The following is an 18,246-nucleotide window of genomic DNA, read 5'->3' on the forward strand; positions in this document are numbered from 1 at the left end:
GCCGGTTGGGCAGAAATGGCGCAGTCCAGGCCGTTCCGGACGCCGATTCCGCCCAACCGGGCTGAGACGTCAGGCCGCGGTGGGCGATCGACCCGGCGGCTGTCCCAGCAGCCAGCCCGCAGGCATGTGCGTGCGGTTCCGACCTAGTGCAGACGCGGCGGATTGCAGCCTCACCCAGGACAGACTGGGGAACTGGCTGGTGTCAGGGCAGTACTGGCGCCATCGATCGCAGCGCCTCGTCCAGGTAGTCCGCGTAGGAGCTGCCGGGGTTGGCGCGCCAGTGCTCCTGCGCCGCATCCAGGCAGGCGACCGCGCAGGCGGCAATGGCCACCTGCGCCATCGGTGTGAGGTCGGGGTGCCGGGCGCCGACCAGGGGAGCGAACAAGTCGATCCAGCGCTGGCGGCGCTGCTCGACGAAGGCCCGGGTGGAGGCGGGCTTGAGCATGTCCAGGACCTGGGCAGCCAGGCTGGGGGAGTCGTCCGCGACGCGAGCCAGGTCAACCAGCACCACGCTCAGGGCGGTCCAAGCTGGCTGTTCGGCGGGCTGGGCTTCGATCTGGTCGGCGAGTTGCTGACCGACGTCGGCAAGGAACTCGCCGAGCAGCGCATCCTTGCTCGGGAAGTAGCGGAAGAACGTGCGTCGCGACATGCCCGAGGCGGTGGCGATCTGTTCGACGGTGACCTGATCGAACCCGTGCTCGGCGAACAACAACCACGCCTGCTCGAGCACGTGGCCCCGGATCGCGCCGCGCGCGAAGGTGCGCAGGGTGGAGTCGGCGGGCTCGGACATGGGGGTCACCGTACCGGCGGGTCGTGGTGCTCGGCAGGGACATGCCCTAGCCTGTGCTGGCACTGAGTGTCACTCAGGTCACCGAATGACACTCAGCGTGCTCCCATGCCGCTACTCCTCCATCGGAGACTCCATGCACCCCTCTCGTCGTACCTTCCTCACCGGTGCCGTGGCTGCAGCCGTGGCCGCCACGACGGGTTCGGTCGCCCCGGCCCGCGCAGCCGAAGGGTCGGTGCCCGTCGTCCAGGAGCGACACCGCGTCATCGTCGTCGGGTCCGGCTTCGGTGGCGGCGTGAGCGCGCTGCGGCTCAGCCAGGCGGGCGTTCCTGTCACCGTGCTCGAGCGCGGCCGCTGGTGGCGCACCGGGCCGAACTCGATCACGTTCCCCAACGTGCTCGCGCCCGACAAGAAGCTCCTCTGGCACGGCACCACGCCGGAAGCGGTGCAGGCCACGCTGCGACTGCTCGGTGGCGCCCTGGGGCCGGCGACGGGCGGCCTGCTCGACGTGAGTCCGTACGTCGGACTCGTCGAGCCGGTCCTCGGCAAGAACATGCTCGCCATGTGTGCCGCGGGTGTGGGTGGCGGCTCACTCGTCTACCAGGGCATGACGCTGCAGCCTGCCGCCCAGGTCTTCGAGCAGGTCATGCCCGGGGGTCTCGACTACGAGCTCATGGACCGGACCTACTACCCCCGGGTCGCGCAGATGCTGCAGGTCGAGACTGCGCCCGACGAGCTGGTCAACACCCCCAACTACAAGGCGCCGCGCGTGTTCAAGCGGCAAGCGGAGAGGGCCGGGTTCAGCGTCGAGAAGATCCCGATGCCGATCGACTGGGACTATGCGCTCGCCGAGCTCCGTGGCGAGATGACGCCGGCGTACACCAACGGCGCGGGCGCCATGGGTGTGAACAACGGCGGCAAGCACAGCGTCGACGTCACCTACATCGACAGTGCCATCGCGACCGGCAACGTCACGGTCCGGACCCTGCACGAGGTCACCGGGGTCGCCCGGTCGGCAGACGGGTCGTGGGTGCTCACCGTCAACCGGACCGACGAGTCCGGCAAGGTCCTCGAGCGGATCGAGATGACCACCGGTGCGCTGATCATGGCCGCCGGCACCATGAACACGACTCGGCTGCTCGTCGAGGCTCGGGCCCGCGGGACCGTCACTGACCTGCCCGACGAGCTCGGCACCGACTGGGGCACCAACGGTGACCGCATCTACGTCTGGACCGATCTGATCGACAACTTCGGCGCAGCCCAGGGTGGCCCGGTCGTCTACGGCTCGAAGGAATGGGCCGACCCGGCGCTGGCCAACACGATCATCCAGGCGTCGATCCCGCCGGTGCCGCTGGCGACCAACGTCGCCACGATGCTCGTCGGATTCGGCGTCAGCGAGGGCCGCGGACAGTTCCGGTACGACGACCTGACCGGTCGTGCCGTCCTCGACTGGCCGGCGAACGGCGACACCGCAGTTCACCGACGGATCGGGCAGCGGATCCGCGCGACCGCCGGGCTCACGGGTCCGGTGCTGGACACGCACCTCGTCGTACCCAGCACCTGGCACCCGCTCGGCGGTGCCTCGATGGGTACGACCTGCGACCTCGACGGCCGCGTGCTGGGTCAGCGGGGGCTCTACGTCCTGGACGGTGCGTTGATCCCGGGAACGACCGCCGGGTGCAACCCGTCGATGACGATCGCCGCCGTCGCCGAACGCGCTCTCGACAACATCGTGCGCAACGACGTCGGCACGCTGATCTGACCTTGCGCTGCGGCGCCTTGGCAGGAGCCAGCGCCAGCACTCAGCTTCGCGGCCGAGGCCTGTTCGTCCGTGCGGTCGCTGGCGCGTTGCGAGGATCCTCGGGCCACGAGTGCTTCGGATAGCGCCCGCGCAGGTCAGCACGCACGCCCGGGTACCCGTTGTCCCAGAAGGACTCCAGGTCTGCCGTGACCGCTGCGGGACGTCGCGCGGGGGAGAGCAGGTGCAGCAGGAGCGGGACCCGGCCGTCGGCGAGGACGGGCACTGCCGTCCAGCCGAACACCTCCTGCAGCCGTACGGCGAGCACCGGTTGCTCCTGCGAGTAGTCGATCCGCACGCTCGACCCACTGGGGACCTCCACGCGCTCGGGAGCCAGGTCGTTGAGCCTGCCCGCCTGCGGCCACGGCACCGTCGCCCGCAGCGCGGCAACGATGTCGATACGACGAAGGTCCTGCGCCGAGCGGACCCGCGCGAGCTGCGGACCGAGCCACGCCTGGAGGTTCTGCGTCAGCGCCACGTCGCTCACGTCGGGCCACGGGTCGCTGAGCGCGCGGTGCAGGAAGTCGAGGCGGGCGCGCAACGCCGTGGCTGCCTCCGACCAGGAGAAGAGGGCGATTCCCTCGTTCGCCACGGCTTCTCGGATCGCATCGCTCACGGCCTGCGCCGGTGGATCGCTGAGCGGGACGGAGCTGAGCTCGATCGAGCCGAGCAACGTACGTCGGCGAGCCACCACCCGCCCGCCCGTCCAGGTGACCTCGTCCACCTCGGTCCACAGGGACGCCGCCGCCTCGAGCGCGAGGTCCTCGGTGAGCGGGGCCGCCGCTCGGATCCGGGCTTCACGTTCCCCCGGCCGCCGATCCGCGTCCCCGATCGCGAGCCACTCGAGTCCGGCCAAGGGGCCCGGGGCACGCGGATCGAGTGCCGCGCCCGTACCGCCCGCCATCAGGTAGCTCGACGTACCGGAGCGCTTGCGCGCAATCCGGTCCGGATGCGCCAGGGCCACCACCAGCCCGACCGCGACGTCATCGGTGAGAGCTCGGGCGTCCGACGCCCCTTTCCGGCCGCCGGGGGTGCCGTCCTTCTCCACGATCTTCTCCAGCCGGGTGACCTGGCTGCGCCACGAGCCCGCCCGCTGGTCAGAGCGCAGTGACCGGAGCGCAGCAACCAGGTCGCCGCCGGGAGCGCGCACGTCCTCGCTCAGCATCGCGACCACCTCTGCGGCCCGCCGCGTCCCGACGAGACCGGCCCCGTCGATGAGGGCACGGGCCAGCCTGGGATCGGCCGGTACGCCGGCGATCAGCCGCCCGCGCGAGGTCGCTCTCCCGTCCTCGGTCATCGCCCCCAGGTCCACCAGCACCGCGTTGGCTGTCGACAGCGCGTGCGCCGGTGGCTGGTCGAGCAGCGCCAGGTCGCGCACGTCGTGACTGCCCCAGCACGCCACCTCCAGGGCGAAGGCCGTCAGGTCGGCGGTCGCGATCTCGGGCTCCGGGTGAGCAGCCAGGTGCGCGTGCTCCGCCTCGGACCAACAACGCAGTACGGCGCCCGGCCCCAGCCGCCCGGCCCGTCCCGCCCGCTGCTCGGCCGCTGCCCGGCTGACCGCGACGGTGACGAGAGAAGCCAGTCCGCGACGGTGGTCGGTACGTGGCTCGCGCGAGAATCCGGCATCCACCACGACCCGTACCCCGGGCACCGTCAGCGACGACTCGGCGACCGCGGTCGAGACAATCACCCGTCGGCGCGGCCCTTCGCTGAGCGCACGGTCCTGCTCGGCGCCGGACAGCCGTCCGTGCAGGGCGTGCACGTCCGCGTCCACGCCGGCGAGGCGTCGTACCGTCGCGTCGACCTCCGCGACACCGGGCACGAAGACCAGGACGTCACCCTCGTGCTCGGCGAGCGCGCGCCGTACCGTCGCCGCGACGTGGTCGTGGAGGGCCGGGGTGATTCCTCGGTCGTCGGTACGGCGTACTCCCGCAGGCACCGGGCACCACACAGCCTGGACCGGGTGAAGCGCACCCGGGACGCGGATCACCGGAGCGCCGCTCCCACCGAGCAGGGCGGCCGTCCGCTCGGCCTCGATGGTGGCCGACATCGCCACCAGGGCAAGGTCCTCACGCAGATTGGCCCGTACGTCGACCAGCAGCGCCAGGGTCAGGTCGGCATCGAGGTGGCGTTCGTGCACTTCGTCGAGTACGACGGCCCCGACGCCGGCCAGCTCGGGATCGTGCTGGATCCGCCGGAGCAGCAGGCCAGTGGTGACGACCTCGACCCGTGTACGCCGACTGGTGCGCCGGTCTCCGCGTACGGAGTATCCGACCGTCTCCCCAACCGGTTCGCCCAGCAGGTGCGCCAGCCGACGGGCAGCAGCCCGGGCCGCGATGCGGCTGGGCTGCGTGACGACGACCCGTCCGGCGACGACCCCGGCAACCGCAGGCGGCACCAAGGTCGTCTTGCCGGTACCGGGCGGTGCCTGGACGACCGCGACTCCGCGCGTACGAAGTGTCTCGTCGAGGGCAGCCAGGCCCGCGGTGACCGGGAGGTCGGGCGGCGCGGCGAGCAGGTTGCGCAGCGGGTCGGACACTCGTGCAGTGTGCCCGACGCGGAGTGCGTTCCTCGGTTCAGGCCGGAGCAGGGGCTCCGGTGCTGCGGACAGCCTGGGCGTCGTTGTAGAACGACGTCGCGCGACGCAGGCGCTTCTTGGAGCCGATGAACGGGAAGCCCGTCAGCAGGAAGACGAGGATCGGTGACTCGCGGTGCGCCGAGCCCGCCGCGGCCAGTGCCTCGTTGAGTCGGCCAGTCACGCCGTACTGCGCGAACGCCATGAAGAACCAGGCGAAGAGGAAGCCAGCGCCTCCACGGCCCAGCGTCTTGTTGGTCGAGGAAATCCAGCTTGCCCGGGCGATGCCCAGGGTGAAGATGCTGATCCACGTACCGGGGTAGTTCGAAAGCTGCGTCACGGCGAAGTCGCCTCCCAAGAGTAGTTGTGCAGTCGCTCGGGAGCGTAGGGCTGGCTATTGGTGTTTCGTGGGCGAACGCAGGAAGTCGCCTTGATGCCCGTAGTTCTCGAGACGCTGAATCGCGGCGCTATGACGCGGGTGGCAGGCGGGCGCTCTATGCCTCCCAGTGGTTCCATCGGATGGACTCGGCTGCGGGTTTGCGGGAGACCGGACCGAAGTTCCCGCGCGGGTAGCCGACTGGGATGATGGCGAAGGTCTGGACGTGGGATGGGATGTCGAGGACTTGTTTGAACTCGTCTTCGATGAGCTGGTGCCAGGTGGTCATGGTGGCGCCGAGTCCGAGGGCGCGAGCGGTCAGCAGTAGGTTCTGCACGCCGGGGTAGACGCTGGCCGCGGCTCCCATCGAGCTGAAGTGGTGGTAGTTGCGTCCGACGCTGATCGCGCGGCGAGGCCCCAGCTCGAAGGTGGCCTTGCGGAGCTCAGTGACATTGCGCATGACCTTGCGACTCCACGGGCCGAGGTCGTAGCAGGGGACGATCACCGCGGGCGTTTCGGCGAAGTGGTCGCGCTGAAAGCGGAGCGCCTCGCGCATGCGTTCGTACGTCGCCTCGGTCATGCTGTCGGGCACGGCCTTACCGGCGGTGCCGAGGTAGAAGTTGGCCACCACGTCCCAGAGGCGGGCGAGCTCGGCCATCTTCTGCCGGTCGGTCACGACCACGAAGCTGTAGGCCTGGGCGTTGCTCCCGCTCGGTGCCCAAGTGGCCGCCTCGACGAGCTGGACCAGGAGTTCTTCGGGCACCGGGTCGGGCTTGAGCTTGCGCATCGCCCGCATCGTCGACATGACCTCGGCCACCGGGGCGTCGATCCCGAACGACAGCGTCGGCGCACTCATGCCTTCACCGGCCGACGGGTGAACATGCCGTGGAAGCCAAGCGGGACGTTGAAGGGCAGGTGCATGGTCGCTATCGCATTCTTCTCGGGGTCGCGGGCGTCGAGCACGAGCAGCTTGGAGCGCGACTCGGCTTTGTCGTGGGCCATCGCGAGGAGCCAGCCGTCGTCCTCGGCCGCATCGGGGGAGCGGGGCACGAAGAGCGCCTCGCCCAACGAGTGGCCGGGGACGACGTGGCTCGAGACCGCCCCGGTGTCGTTGTCGACCTTGACGATGCTGCCGTCCTGCATGGATGCGCTGTAGCCGCTCAGGTAGCTGTAGCGGTGGCGCCGCGTGGTCAATCGCCAGTCGTACTGCGGGAACTCGCCGGTGCCGTCGATGAGCTGCTGTTCGATGACTCGGCCGGTGGGCGTGATTCGGTAGCGGGTGAGCCTGTTCTCGGGGTAGGGGTGCTCGTTGCGGGCGTCGCCGATGTTGACCTTGAGGCGGTCCCAGGCATCGGGGCCGAAATTGACGAGGTCGACGACGATGTCGCCGTTCTCCTCGTAGGCGTTGGTCACGTGGAAGTGCATGAGTGCGTCGTGCTCGACGATGCGGGGCTTTCCGCCGTTCCTCGGGACCAGCACGAAGCGGGTGGCCTTCTGCGGTTTGTAGTCCAGGGCGTCCAGGTACGACGTGCGTGACAGGGCGAGCTTGCGCAGGTTCGGCATGATCGGGTCCAGCACGAAGACCAGGTGGTTCTCGGTCAGCGCCATGTCGTGGTTCCAAGGCAGGTCGAGCATGGGGACGGTGGCGAACTGCTCCAACGGACGGCCGCGCTTGCGGCGGTAGCAGCGGATCTGCGGATACGGCAGGACGTCGAGCCCGAAGTTGAACATCTCCTGCGTGTGCGGATCCCACTTCGGGTGGGCCGAGAACGCGCCCAGCCACTTCAAGGTGCCGTCGAAGTCCTCGGTGCCGAGCGTCTCCAGGGTGTCGGGGTCCACCCGGTGCGGTTTCCCGATCTCCCACAGCGCCAGGAGTTCGTCGCCGGTCAGGATCACGTTGGTGTTGGCCACGTTCGCCGGGAGGCGCAGGAAGTTCGCCAGCGGACCGCCTGGGCGCATCGCTCCAATCCCGCGGTAGTTGACCCGGTCCGAGGTCTGGCCGTGCTGGAAGTGCTGCGTGCGGACGTAGCGGTTGCGGAAGTCGACCCGTCCGTTCTGGATGCTGAACCGGCTGATCATGCCGTCGCCGTCGAAGATGTTGTCCAGGAGCGTGGTGCCGACCTGGAGCTTGCCCGGGCCGATCCGGTAGAGCGTCCCGTCCAGGTCCTTGGGAATCGTGCCGTCGACCTGGATGTCGGACAGGTCGTGCTCGGTGAGCAGCGGCTCGTGGAGACCCCACTCTCGGGCGAGGGAGATGGGCTGCTCCTGGGTGAGCGTCATGATGACTCCTTCGGCGACACTGCCAAGTGCGGATACGCACGTATCCGGATACGATCGTCTCCGAAGGTGCGATACTTTGTCAACGGCTTGCCACCAGCGGGAGGAGCGACGTGACCCAGACGACAAGCGGTGTCTACGGCGGGGTCTCCGCAAGCGACCGACAGGCGGAACGACGTTCGCGACTGATGGCCGCAGGCCTTGCGCTGATCGGTGGCGAGGGGTGGGCGAACACCACCGTGCGTGGCGTCTGCCGCGAGGCCGGGCTGTCCTCACGCTTCTTCTACGAGAGCTTCACCGACCTCGACGCCCTCGCCGTGGCACTTTTCGACGAACTCGTCGAAGAGGCGATGACGGCAGCGTTCGCAGCCATCGCCGAAGCCGGCCGCACCCTCCCGGACCGAGCGACCGCAGCGATGAGCGCGCTGGTCGAGGAGTTCACGCGTGACCCGCGCAGGGCACGCTTCGCGTTCATGGAAGCGCTCGGAAGCGAACCGCTCATGCAGCGCCGACTGGCCATCATGCGCTCCACCGCCGACCTGCTGGCCGCCATGGCCCGGGACAGCTTCGCGCCTTGGCCCGAGGAGGACACCTACATCGATGTCGTCGCCTCCGTGCTTTCCGGGGGCTTCATCGAGCTGATGATCAGCTTCGTCGGCGGCCAGTTGAAGCTCGACAAGGAGCAACTGATCGCCGACTTCGTCACCATGATGATCACGTCCGCTGAGTCGGCCGCTGAGATCGCCCGAGACCGAGTCACCAAAGCCTGACCCGCGAGCCGGCTGTCATAGGGCGGCGCGCGGGCGTCAGATCGGCGACGGAGTCCGGGCTGTGGCGGCGGTAGGACGCGCTCCGTAGCACGGCGTGGAACTGCACGGCGCAGGACGTATCGCAGCCTGTTGGGGACCTTTGGCACTGACCTGGGCCAGACGGCGGGTGTTCCAGTGAGGGACATGACGCCGTCCCTTTGCGACCGCGCATCCGTTCACGCTTCCCGACAAACCCCACGGAGCCCCATGCTGTCCACCAGGTCCGCCCAGGTCGTCAAGGCCACGCTGCCCGTCATCGGTGCCGCCGTCGGCGACATCACCCCGATCTTCTACAAGCGAATGTTCGCTGCCCATCCTGAGCTCGAGCGCGACCTGTTCAATCGGGGCAACCAGGCCCAGGGGGACCAACAGAGCGCGCTTGCGGGTGCGATCGCCGCCTACGCGACGCTCCTGGTGGCCGATGACGGACGCGACCCGCTCGACGTGCTGGGGCGCATCGCGCACAAACACGCCTCCCTCGGCATCACCGAGGACCAGTACCCGATCGTCCACGAGCACCTCTTCGCCGCCATCGTGGAGGTGCTCGGCGACGCAGTCACCCCCGAGGTCGCCTCCGCCTGGGACGAGGTCTACTGGCACATGGCCGGTGCGCTGGTCACGATCGAGAAGCGGTTGTACGCCGAGACGGGCGTGGCGGACGGTGCTGTCTGGCGCACGCTGGTTCTACGGAGTCGCCTTCAGGAGTCACCCGACACGGTGTCCTTCGTCCTCGGGACCGCCGACGGCAGCCCGCTGCCGGAGTCCCGTCCGGGCCAGTACGTCTCCGTGCAGGTGACCCTGCCCGACGGCGCCCGTCAGATTCGGCAGTACAGCCTCACCCACGCTCCGGACGCCAGCGAATGGAGGATCTCGGTCAAGGCAGTCCCAGCACGGCGAAGCGACGATGGCGCCACCGTGCCGGCAGGTGAGGTGTCCAACTTCCTGCATCAGGAGCTCTTCGAGGGGGACGAGATCTCGGTGTCGGCGCCCTTCGGCGACCTGGTCCTGCAGGACTCCGAGGACCCGCTGGTGTTGATCTCTGCCGGCATCGGCATCACCCCGATCATCGGCATCCTGCACTACCTGGCCGGCACCGGTTCGAAGCGTCAGGTGCTGGTCCTGCATGCCGACCGTTCGCCTGCCCGGCACGCGCACCGCCAGGAGCTGAAGGAACTCGTGGCTGCGTTGCCCTCTGCCACGCTGCACCGCTGGTACGAGGACCTCGGCGTACGGCCGACCCGAGACGTCCTCAGCGCCGGTCGGGTCGACCTCGGGCTGGTGAAGATCCCAGCAGACGCGCAGGTGTACCTGTGCGGTCCGCTGCCCTTCATGGAGTCCGTACGCCGCACCCTGATTGAGCGGCACGTTGGCGAAGACGACATCCACTACGAGGTCTTCGGGCCGGACAAGTGGCTGGCCTCGGCCTGAATCAGAGCCTGCTGCACGATCAGAACGCGAGGTCCCAGGTAGTCGACGAAGCGCCCGGAAACACTCGACTGCGTAAGTGAGGGATCCTGGGCGCTCCGTCAAACACAGGTCTAGCGGACAGTGGCGCAGACCACAACGATGCTTGAAAGTGCAACTTGCCGGTCGGTGGGTGCGTCGATGTCGATGTCGTCGTCGAGCTGCACCTTCTCGTGGGCGCCGTTGATTCCGTTCTAGTCCTGGGGGTCGTCGATGACGCGTGCGCAGGCTCCCAACGCGAGAAGCATGACAACCGCGTCCGTGACCGCGAGCCACCCGGTGTTGGTGACGTGCGCAGCGGGAAAGAGCACGGCCCCGAGGGCAAGCAGCGGTGACCACCATGCAGGGGTACGTCGTCGTAGCGCGACGGCCGTGACCAAGAAGGTGAGGGGAAAGAAGAAGCCCATTGCCTTGAACAGGTTCGCAGGTCCGTGCTCGTCGAAGAGGTCGTTGCCTCCGGTTGCGATGTGGAGGGTGTTCTCGCCGACGCCGGCGTTGCCGATGACCCCAAGCACCGCGATCACCAGGAGCGCAGCCTGGGTGCGCCCGGAGGTGAGGCTGACCAGCTTGAGTGCGGCGAGCCCGTACAGACCGGCGGCGACGATGTGCAGCGCGGCGGTCATACCGTCGTCCCATCCGCGGACGGCGTAGCAGCTGTCCACGACCAGGTAGGCCAGGGGCGCGAGCAGCAAGGATGCGTCGAGCAGTCGGTCAACCGGACTGGGATCGGCAATGGCGATGGTCGGCGCTGGTGTCGAGGTGGTCATGACGGCGTTCCTCTCGGTTGGGTGGGCCACCAGCGTCGGCATCTTCGTACCCCTCCCGCTCCGGGGATGACCCTGGAGATGCGTTCGGCGCGGATTCCAGGGTTTCCCCTGTGCGGTGGGAAGCGCTCAGTGCGCAACGATGGATGGGTGAGCACAGATCGATCCGTCCGTGACCGCCCGGCGGAACTTCTGGCACCACTGTTGGTTCTTGGCACTGTCGTCGCCTTGGTCGCCGCCGGTGCCGCGCGTGGCCTGTGGTTGGCGAACCTGCACAACGGCCTCCTCGCTCTCGCTTTCGGATGCGTGGCGGCGTGGACCTTGCTGGTGCGGCACCATCACCGCGAGGCGCTGCTCTTCGCCGTTGTGGGGGTGCTTGAGAGCGTGGTGTTCCTCGGGCGTCAGGCAGCACACGACGCCACGGTCCACGGCGCTTCGTGGTGGGGGTGGATCGGTGTCTGGCCGTTGGCGGTCACGCTCGCTGCGCTGACCTGGGCAGTCTTCTGCTTCCCCGACGGTCGGACCCTGTCACTGTCGTGGCGCCGCGTGGCTGTCGTGGTGACCTTGGTCGCTGTGCTGCTCTCCTTGTGCTCAGCGTTGTGGCCGGTCGAGTACGCCGCTGCAGATGTCAGTACGCCGCCGCCGTTCCGCCTTGGCGGGGCAGACCACGCCATGGACGTGTGGCGAGTCGTCGCGCACCCGGCGTACGCACTGATCCAGGTCTCCTGGCTCCTCGCGATCTTGGCGCGCTGGCGCCGGGCCAACGGGATGCTGCGCAACCAGCTCGCCGTGCTCGGCGTCGCCGTGGGCGCGGCGACGGTCGCGCTGCTGGTCGGGCTAGCGATTTTCGGCTCACCTCGAGCCGGGCTCCTCACCGTCCCGCTGATCCCGGTCGCTGCTGGATGGGGCATGGTCGGGCTCAGCCTGAGCCGCGTCGTTGAGGAGACACGAGCCCGCGGAGGGCTCGCGGGTCTGTCACCGCGCGAGAACGAGGTCCTCGACCTCATGGCTCAGGGCCTCTCGAACAAAGCCATCGCAGACCAGCTCCACCTCAGCCTCAAGACCGTCGAACCCATCGTGAGCTCGATCTTCACCAAGCTCAAGCTCCCAGCCGACGCCTCGACCAACCGGCGCGTCCTTGCCGTACGCGCACTACTGGAGGAGTAGCACGAGCCTGCGTCACCTGAGGACGCGGAACGCCCCCGGTGTCGTACCGGTACGCCGGCGGAAGTAGGAGGAGAAGTTGGAGGGATCGTCGAAGCCCAGCTGTTCGGCGATTTCCGCAACCGAAGTGTCGCCGTGGCGCAGCTGCCGCTTGGCCTCCAGCACAACCCGCTCGTCGATGAGCTCTTTTGCGGAGAGACCGGTGTGCTGGCGCGCGAGGCGATTGAGGGTCCGTGTCGAATAGCCGAGTCGGTCGGCGTACTCGCTGACCTTGTGCCAGGTGCGGAAGTTCTCCTCGACGTGGTCGCGGAACCATCTGTAGGCCTCGTGGGTCGGTTCCTGTGGTGTGGCGCCGCCGGCCGGTTCGACGAGCACGAGGTAGGCGAGGAGCGCAGAGAGCGAGTGCTCAAGACCAGCCTGGCGCAGGCTGCTCTGTTTCTGCGGGTCCAGGTCGATGCTGGTCGTCAGCAGGCCAATGGCGCGCAGGACGGGTGTGGCCTCGAGGTCTGCGGCGGTCCAGTGGTTTCGAGTGCGGACCAATTGAGACCTGATCAGGTTGCTGGTGCGGTCGTCGATGGCGTGGGGGCCGAACATCACTACGGGGCCTTCGATGTCGTCGATGCGGCCCCATTGGTGGAGCTGGCCCGCGCGCACCCACAAGAGGTCGCCAGTGTTGAGGGTGTGGTCGGTGAAGTCGACCGTATGCACCTCGGTGCCGCTCTCGAGGTGGAAGAGCAGGTCGAAGTCGAGGACCTGGGAGGTGAGGAATTCCTGCGGTCCGCCGCGCTCGCGGATGCCCGCGAGGGTATTCACCTCGATGTCGCCGACATTCGACCCAGGGGAGAGGTAGCGCACTCGTCGGATCGGGGTCTGTCCCATTTTCACCACCATAGCGACCGTACGTACCGTGAGAACAGCTCGCTCTGATCCTACGGTTACCAGCATGACCAACCTTGCCTACACCGTGATCGACGCGGCCGACTCGTCCCTGAACAAGACCAGCGTTCTGGTCACAGGAGAGACCGAGGCGCTCGTCGTCGACGCGGCCTTCACGCGCGCCGACGGCCACCGGATCGTCGCCGAGGTCCTGGATTCGGGCAAGCGGCTCACGACCGTGTTCATCAGCGCCGGAGACCCCGACTTCTACTTCGGAGCCGAAGTGATCGCCGACGCGTTCCCCGAGGCGACCTTCGTGGCACCGGCCGACGTCATCGAGCACATCGAGCACAGCTACCAGGGCAAGCTCCAGGCCTGGGCGCACCTGGGTGCCAACCTGCCCACCCGCCTCGTTGACCTGGCACCGCTCACCGAGGCGAGCTTCACCGTCGACGGAACCACGATCGAGGTTCGTCGCGGCAGCGACCAGCTCGGCGACCGCGCCTGGTACCTGTTTGAGCCGTCGTCACGGTCCTTGGTCGGCGGTGTTCTGTTGTTCGAAGGCTTGCACGTGTGGACCGCCGACAGTGCGACGACCGAGCTGCGCGCCGAATGGATCCGGGTACTGAACGACCTGGAGGCGCTCGACCCCTCCTTCGTCGTCGCCGGCCACCGCCTCGCGGGCGCTCCGACCGACCACACGGCCATCGTCCACACCCGCGACTACCTTGAGCTCTTCGAGAAGACCGTCGATGCTTCCGTGGATGCTGCTGAGGCAGAAGCCTCGCTCCTCGCTGCCTACCCGGACGCCGGGCTGAAGATTGCCGCAGGTCTCGGCACGAAGGTCGCCAAGGGCGAGATGACATGGGGCTGAGCACCGAGGCGTCCCCCGCCGACGTCGTACGGCGCCAGTACCTCGCCTCGGCCGCTGGTGACCTGGAAGCCCTTCGAGCGACGCTCGCGCCCGATGTGGAGTGGACCGAGATGGCAGGTTTCCCTCTGGCCGGCACCTATCGCACCCCGCAGGGCGTGACGAAGAACGTGATGGAGAAGCTCGGCGTCGAGTGGGAGGACTGGATCGCCCATGACGACACCTACGTGATCGACGGAGAGAACGTGGTCGTCCTGGCGCGATACACCGCCAACCATCGAGCAACCGGCAAGTCGCTTGCCGCCCGCGTCGCCCACCACTTCGTCGTCCGTGGCGGACTCATCGTCAGGTTCGAGCAGTTCGTCGACACCGCGCTTGTCCGTGACGCGGGCACCTGAGATTCGGCCCGCGACCACTCAACGGCAGATTAGGGCTGGTGCGTCTCGGTGGGGACATGGTCGTGCAAGAACGCGATCTGGTCGGCGATCACGGTGGTGAACAGCGGCTCGATGTAGGGGTCGAAGTGGCCGGCGGAGTAGACGCGGACGGTGGGCGCGGCCATGCGGGCGGCGGCTGCTTCTGCGACGTGGCGTGGTGTGACGGCGTCTTGGTCTGCGATCTGGATGAGGGCGGGACAGGTGACTCCGCGGGCCCATCGCTTGGGGGAGTAGAGGCCAATCTTGAGGACGATCCTCGCGGCGACGTTGGAGGGGTAGTCCCCGGTCTTGAGGCCGGACTCGGTGATGAGCTTGTTCATGCCGGGCAGGGCGTCGGGTGAGGTCATGACGGCGGTTTGGCCGGGTCGACCTGCCGAGTCGACGTACACGGGGCTTCGGCTTGTCCAGGCGTTGACCTGGTCGCGGATACCGACGATGCCGACACGCAGGCTGGGCAGGAGACCGGTGGCACGCACCGCTGCGGGTCCGCTGACGTGGGGCACCTGGGCGATGATCGCCGCCAGCGGCTCACCTTGTCCGGCGAGGCTGATGACGTGACCGCCGGCGAACGACGTGCCCCAGGCCACCACCCGGTCGGGGTCGACTCCGGGCAACGTGCGGGCGTAGGCCAGGGCGGCTCGCCAATCCTGGTGCTGCATGCGCACATCGAGCACCTGGCGCGGCGTACCGGCGCTGTCGCCGAAGCCTCGGTAGTCGAAGACTGTGACCGCGTAGCCGGCGGCGGCGAATCGTTCCGCGTAGGCGTACAAGCGCAGGGCACGCACGCCGCCGAAGCCGTGGGCCATGACGACCACCGGGACTGTTTTGTGCTTCCCGGCGGGCCGATAGACGCGGACCGCGCACTCGGTTCCTTCGGACAGAAAGGTGTCCTCCGACCAGGTGTAGCTGCTCTCGGTGGGCTGGGTCACGATGGCTCCTCGCGTGCTCTTGAATGACGTACAAGAAAGGTAGGAGAGTTCTTGAACGTCAGTCAAGATAAGGTGACGCATGCCTCGAAACCGTAGACCGCAGGATCGTGAGGAGAAGCTCGCGGAGATCGTTGCCGCCGCGACTGCCCTGTTCACGGAGACAGGTTTTGACGAGACGTCGATGGCGAAGGTGGCCTCGGCTGCCGGAGTCACTACGAACACCATCTACTGGTACTTCGCCGACAAGGACGCGCTCCTGGTCGCGGTCCTGGACGCAGTCCTCGGAGCCGCGCTCGCTGAAGCCGCGCGGGAATCCGGCCGACCCTGGACCGAGCAGGTCCTGTGGGCCGTCGATCGGCTCGACACCTACAAGCGGCTGGTCACTGTTGTGCACGCACGCGCGGCAACGTCCGAAGTGGTCGGCCTCTGGCACGACAACTTCCACGCCCTGGTCGACACGATGATGGTCGAGGGTTTCCGCGAAGCCGGGGTCGCGGAAGGCGATCTGGCCGCGATGACGAAGATCGGTGCCTTCGTGGTCGAGGGCCTGCTGACCCACTCCCATGGTGAACAAGACCGCCGGGCGATCATCGGGCTCCTCACACAGCCTCGATAGCTCGCTCGATTGGCACACTCAGGCCCATGGCGCGGGCAAGTCGCTACCAGGCTTCTCTGCGTCCGTGACGCGGCGGAATGGGCACGTGATTCGTGCAGCAGACCCTAGCGTCGATCATTCACGGCACCAGGGCGAAGCGAGTTATGGGATGTCTGGGATCTCAAGGCCAACACCTTCGATCCAGGCACGCCACGCCACAAGTCCGTCCCACGCGATGTCGACTTCCGTCCTCGGCTTCGACCATTGCGGTGATGGTTACGCGCTCGATGGACTCGGGGTCATCAATTGTGCCCGACCCGAGCGACGAGGTGTGCCAGCCATTCCGGACCATTTGTCGGGGCTCGTCGGTAGCGTTGCAAGGAGCTTGCGGCACCCCTCACGGGAAATCGGGCCCGTAGCGTCGGACATCGGTGGCGAGCAGACGAGGAGCCAGAGTTGGGACGTGCGGATCAAGGGCGCCGCAAGCACAAGACGCGGGAGAAAAACGGCGATTTGCGGTATAGGCATAAGTCCGTGCGGACGACACATAGCAAGCAGTCCCGCGTGGCTGAGCAGTGGCAAGCTAGCGGTTGGGAGTTCGTATCGCAGCAGGAGGGACGATTGCGAACCGAGATGACCTTCCGCCGCGCGTTGCCCAATCGGCCATGGCGCCTTCTGATTGCACGGGCAGGTCTGGCCCTATGCATCGTGGCTGGACTCGTCGTTGCTTCGACCCAGTTGCCTTCCATCAAAGACCCGCTCGCCGAAGTTCGTGCCGATGCCCACGCGGCGATCGAGGCTCTTGAGGCCGGCGACCTTGTGGCGCTCGAAACTCGATTGGCAGCCAACCGCGCAAACGCCGACTTCGCCTACTTCTTCACGTCCCGGACCACTCCTCGCGCCCTCGGCGACGCGCTAGCCTCCGTTGCGAGTGGGACCTACGTTGCTCCGCTTAAGGCAGATATCGACCCCCACGCCTATGACGTCACCCTCACCGATCTGGCGGGCACGTTAGGCCTGGCGACCTTTGGGACCGGCAATCGTTCCTTGCCTGTCGAATGGAGTGACGACTTCATCACCGCGTCGACCACTCCCGAGGTGCTTTACGGCAACGAGACCGAGAACGCCGAAGGCCCCGGTCAAGACCGCGTCGACCAAGATGTAGCCAACAAGCAGAACCTCCTGCTGCTCCTATCTCGCGGATATTGGTCAACCGAATTCCTTGAGGCTGTTACGGACGCGTACTGGTATTACGACCATGAGAAAGGCGACGCCGCGTGGCCCGGGACCCCATACCGCAGGGTTCCCGTCGGCTTTGACTCCGTCGAGGACGCGAAATACGCGCCGGCCCCGAGCGGTCGCTTCCTCACCGACGGCATCCTCGCCCTGACGGCAGCGCTGACCGCGAACCCGGGGGCCAGTGCTTGGGCTTTCACCGGATTCCAACCGGGCACCGAGAAGATCGACGGCACTGACTACGCCATCGGGAAGTTCACCCACTACCTGCTGTTTGAGCATCGGTACCCCGAATCGTCCGACTTCGAGAGCTTGGGGATGACAGCAACGCTTACCGCATTGTCTTCCGCGATCGATGCCACGAACGGGGCGGGCGGCGCCAATGTGTCTTCCGGCTCGGACGATGAAGGACCAACGCACGACTCGGTTGTCCTCCAGACCCTGGCCCAGGAAGTCACCGAGGACAGCGGATGCTCGTGGAACCCGATCGACTACTGGCATTGCGCTGTTGACGTTGTCGAGGCTGTACTTCACTGGATCCGCCGTTGGGGACACTTGGTGCTCGACATCTTGGCGGTAGGCGCCAGCACTGTCGCTGGTGTCGCTGTCGTTTTTGTTCCTCCCCCCTTCGGTTTGGCGGTTGCCGCTGGGGCAGAGCATGTCGCCGTCGCTGCGGCCAGCATCAACGCAACGTGGTACGTCATCGAGGGCGACTACACCAATGCCGGCTTGTCTCTCGCGGCAGCCGCCCCCGGCATTGGCTTCGCCCGGATCGCGAAGTATTTCAAGGCCGGCATCCGTGCGGAGCAGGGTGCAGTGGCCGCGGTTAGGGTCGAAAAGGCCGCCGGAAAGGCCGACGAAGTCGCCAGGGTAAGCAATGAGATCCGGGTTGCGGCGGGGGCGGAGAACACGATGGCAAGACTGGTATCCGCCGATACGCCGCGGCCGAATCTCCGGGTAACGACCAAGGCCCAGATCCGTGAGGCGGCACCCAAGAATGCTGACGGCGACTTCATCGATCCCAGGGGGAAAGTGATTTCCAAAGACGGAGAGTTCCACTACGGGCACAGGCACGGATACGAGGCGAGATGCGCGAAGCAGAAGGCGATATCTCTTGGGTGGACCGTTCAGCAATACGCCGACTACTTCAACGACCCGACTCATTTCCAGATCGAGGATCCGTCCACCAACCTGAGCCATAAGGACGAGTCAGACGTTTGTGCTGCGTAGGCACTCAGCTTCGGGCCGCGGTCGCGGATGACAACGTGGTGATGCTCAAGGATCTGCT

At 67.2% G+C, this 18,246-nt stretch carries 16 protein-coding genes; 8 read left to right on the top strand and 8 right to left on the bottom strand.

What is annotated here, in order from left to right; genetic code table 11:
• Nucleotides 1–202: 202 nt before the first annotated feature.
• Nucleotides 203–790 carry a TetR family transcriptional regulator gene (locus tag ASD84_RS13330; RefSeq protein WP_056711325.1) on the bottom strand — a complete coding sequence of 196 codons (588 nt, stop codon included), beginning with the start codon at nt 788–790 and terminating at the stop codon, nt 203–205.
• Between the two features lie 133 nt (nt 791–923).
• Between ASD84_RS13330 and ASD84_RS13335 the strand changes: the two genes are divergently transcribed.
• A complete protein-coding gene (locus tag ASD84_RS13335) occupies nt 924–2,549 on the top strand; it encodes a GMC oxidoreductase (RefSeq protein ID WP_082573588.1) in 1,626 nt (541 codons plus the stop codon).
• 40 nt (nt 2,550–2,589) lie between these two features.
• Here ASD84_RS13335 and hrpB read toward each other — a convergent pair whose 3' ends face one another.
• The 4 genes from hrpB to ASD84_RS13355 all read right to left on the bottom strand — a co-directional run bounded on the left by hrpB (nt 2,590) and on the right by ASD84_RS13355 (nt 7,816).
• Nucleotides 2,590–5,124 (bottom strand): ATP-dependent helicase HrpB, encoded by a 2,535-nt coding sequence (gene hrpB / locus ASD84_RS13340; RefSeq protein WP_235531109.1) that lies wholly within the window; start codon nt 5,122–5,124, stop codon nt 2,590–2,592.
• A 37-nt stretch (nt 5,125–5,161) separates the two neighbouring features.
• Nucleotides 5,162–5,500, bottom strand: a complete 339-nt coding sequence (locus ASD84_RS13345; protein WP_156391911.1) for a hypothetical protein — start codon at nt 5,498–5,500, stop codon at nt 5,162–5,164.
• Nucleotides 5,501–5,654: 154 nt separating this feature from the next.
• Nucleotides 5,655–6,392, bottom strand: a complete 738-nt coding sequence (locus ASD84_RS13350) for a nitroreductase family protein (RefSeq protein ID WP_200954568.1) — start codon at nt 6,390–6,392, stop codon at nt 5,655–5,657.
• The gene (locus ASD84_RS13355; RefSeq protein WP_056711328.1) at nt 6,389–7,816 is read right to left on the bottom strand and encodes a carotenoid oxygenase family protein; all 1,428 of its coding nucleotides are present in this window, start codon (nt 7,814–7,816) and stop codon (nt 6,389–6,391) included. The genes ASD84_RS13350 and ASD84_RS13355 overlap by 4 nt, the downstream gene beginning before the upstream one ends.
• Before the next feature lie 110 nt (nt 7,817–7,926).
• Between ASD84_RS13355 and ASD84_RS13360 the strand changes: the two genes are divergently transcribed.
• Both ASD84_RS13360 and ASD84_RS13365 read left to right on the top strand, forming a co-directional pair.
• Nucleotides 7,927–8,583 (top strand): TetR/AcrR family transcriptional regulator, encoded by a 657-nt coding sequence (locus ASD84_RS13360; protein ID WP_156391913.1) that lies wholly within the window; start codon nt 7,927–7,929, stop codon nt 8,581–8,583.
• A 246-nt stretch (nt 8,584–8,829) separates the two neighbouring features.
• Nucleotides 8,830–10,050, top strand: a complete 1,221-nt coding sequence (locus ASD84_RS13365; RefSeq protein WP_056711332.1) for a globin domain-containing protein — start codon at nt 8,830–8,832, stop codon at nt 10,048–10,050.
• Nucleotides 10,051–10,280: 230 nt separating this feature from the next.
• Here the strand turns inward: ASD84_RS13365 and ASD84_RS13370 are convergent, their stop codons facing one another.
• Nucleotides 10,281–10,853: a hypothetical protein gene (locus ASD84_RS13370; RefSeq protein WP_056711334.1), complete on the bottom strand. Its 573-nt coding sequence runs from the start codon at nt 10,851–10,853 to the stop codon at nt 10,281–10,283.
• A gap of 147 nt (nt 10,854–11,000) precedes the next feature.
• Between ASD84_RS13370 and ASD84_RS25770 the strand changes: the two genes are divergently transcribed.
• Nucleotides 11,001–12,017, top strand: a complete 1,017-nt coding sequence (locus ASD84_RS25770; protein ID WP_235531110.1) for a helix-turn-helix transcriptional regulator — start codon at nt 11,001–11,003, stop codon at nt 12,015–12,017.
• 12 nt (nt 12,018–12,029) lie between these two features.
• Here the strand turns inward: ASD84_RS25770 and ASD84_RS13380 are convergent, their stop codons facing one another.
• Nucleotides 12,030–12,959, bottom strand: a complete 930-nt coding sequence (locus tag ASD84_RS13380; protein ID WP_200958501.1) for a helix-turn-helix domain-containing protein — start codon at nt 12,957–12,959, stop codon at nt 12,030–12,032.
• On the opposite strand from ASD84_RS13380, the gene ASD84_RS13385 reads away from it, so the two are divergent.
• Together ASD84_RS13385 and ASD84_RS13390 are read left to right on the top strand one after the other, a co-directional pair.
• Nucleotides 12,958–13,764 carry an MBL fold metallo-hydrolase gene (locus tag ASD84_RS13385; RefSeq protein WP_056711337.1) on the top strand — a complete coding sequence of 269 codons (807 nt, stop codon included), beginning with the start codon at nt 12,958–12,960 and terminating at the stop codon, nt 13,762–13,764. The two genes, ASD84_RS13380 and ASD84_RS13385, sit on opposite strands and share 2 nt — an antisense overlap.
• On the top strand, nt 13,755–14,159 hold the full coding sequence (locus ASD84_RS13390) for a nuclear transport factor 2 family protein (RefSeq protein ID WP_056711339.1): 405 nt from the start codon (nt 13,755–13,757) through the stop codon (nt 14,157–14,159). The genes ASD84_RS13385 and ASD84_RS13390 overlap by 10 nt, the downstream gene beginning before the upstream one ends.
• 29 nt (nt 14,160–14,188) lie before the next feature.
• Here the strand turns inward: ASD84_RS13390 and ASD84_RS13395 are convergent, their stop codons facing one another.
• Nucleotides 14,189–15,127 carry an alpha/beta hydrolase gene (locus ASD84_RS13395; protein ID WP_056711341.1) on the bottom strand — a complete coding sequence of 313 codons (939 nt, stop codon included), beginning with the start codon at nt 15,125–15,127 and terminating at the stop codon, nt 14,189–14,191.
• A gap of 79 nt (nt 15,128–15,206) precedes the next feature.
• Between ASD84_RS13395 and ASD84_RS13400 the strand changes: the two genes are divergently transcribed.
• Together ASD84_RS13400 and ASD84_RS13405 are read left to right on the top strand one after the other, a co-directional pair.
• Nucleotides 15,207–15,743 (top strand): TetR/AcrR family transcriptional regulator, encoded by a 537-nt coding sequence (locus tag ASD84_RS13400; RefSeq protein WP_056711343.1) that lies wholly within the window; start codon nt 15,207–15,209, stop codon nt 15,741–15,743.
• 543 nt (nt 15,744–16,286) lie between these two features.
• Complete coding sequence (locus ASD84_RS13405) at nt 16,287–18,188, top strand: GH-E family nuclease (protein ID WP_156391915.1); 1,902 nt, start codon at nt 16,287–16,289, stop codon at nt 18,186–18,188.
• Nucleotides 18,189–18,246 lie beyond the last annotated feature (58 nt).

The sequence above is a fragment of the Nocardioides sp. Root682 genome (assembly GCF_001427795.1).
GTDB lineage: Bacteria > Actinomycetota > Actinomycetes > Propionibacteriales > Nocardioidaceae > Nocardioides.

Bases quoted from the DNA above. Each gene is read 5' to 3' on its own strand.
- ASD84_RS13335 (WP_082573588.1), top strand. From the start codon at position 924: ATGCACCCCTCTCGTCGTACCTTCCTCACCGGTGCCGTGGCTGCAGCC.
- ASD84_RS13370 (WP_056711334.1), bottom strand. From the start codon at position 10,853: ATGACCACCTCGACACCAGCGCCGACCATCGCCATTGCCGATCCCAGT.
- ASD84_RS13330 (WP_056711325.1), bottom strand. From the start codon at position 790: ATGTCCGAGCCCGCCGACTCCACCCTGCGCACCTTCGCGCGCGGCGCG.
- ASD84_RS13355 (WP_056711328.1), bottom strand. From the start codon at position 7,816: ATGACGCTCACCCAGGAGCAGCCCATCTCCCTCGCCCGAGAGTGGGGT.
- ASD84_RS13390 (WP_056711339.1), top strand. From the start codon at position 13,755: ATGGGGCTGAGCACCGAGGCGTCCCCCGCCGACGTCGTACGGCGCCAG.
- ASD84_RS13365 (WP_056711332.1), top strand. From the start codon at position 8,830: ATGCTGTCCACCAGGTCCGCCCAGGTCGTCAAGGCCACGCTGCCCGTC.
- ASD84_RS13385 (WP_056711337.1), top strand. From the start codon at position 12,958: ATGACCAACCTTGCCTACACCGTGATCGACGCGGCCGACTCGTCCCTG.
- ASD84_RS13380 (WP_200958501.1), bottom strand. From the start codon at position 12,959: ATGCTGGTAACCGTAGGATCAGAGCGAGCTGTTCTCACGGTACGTACG.
- ASD84_RS13400 (WP_056711343.1), top strand. From the start codon at position 15,207: ATGCCTCGAAACCGTAGACCGCAGGATCGTGAGGAGAAGCTCGCGGAG.
- ASD84_RS13350 (WP_200954568.1), bottom strand. From the start codon at position 6,392: ATGAGTGCGCCGACGCTGTCGTTCGGGATCGACGCCCCGGTGGCCGAG.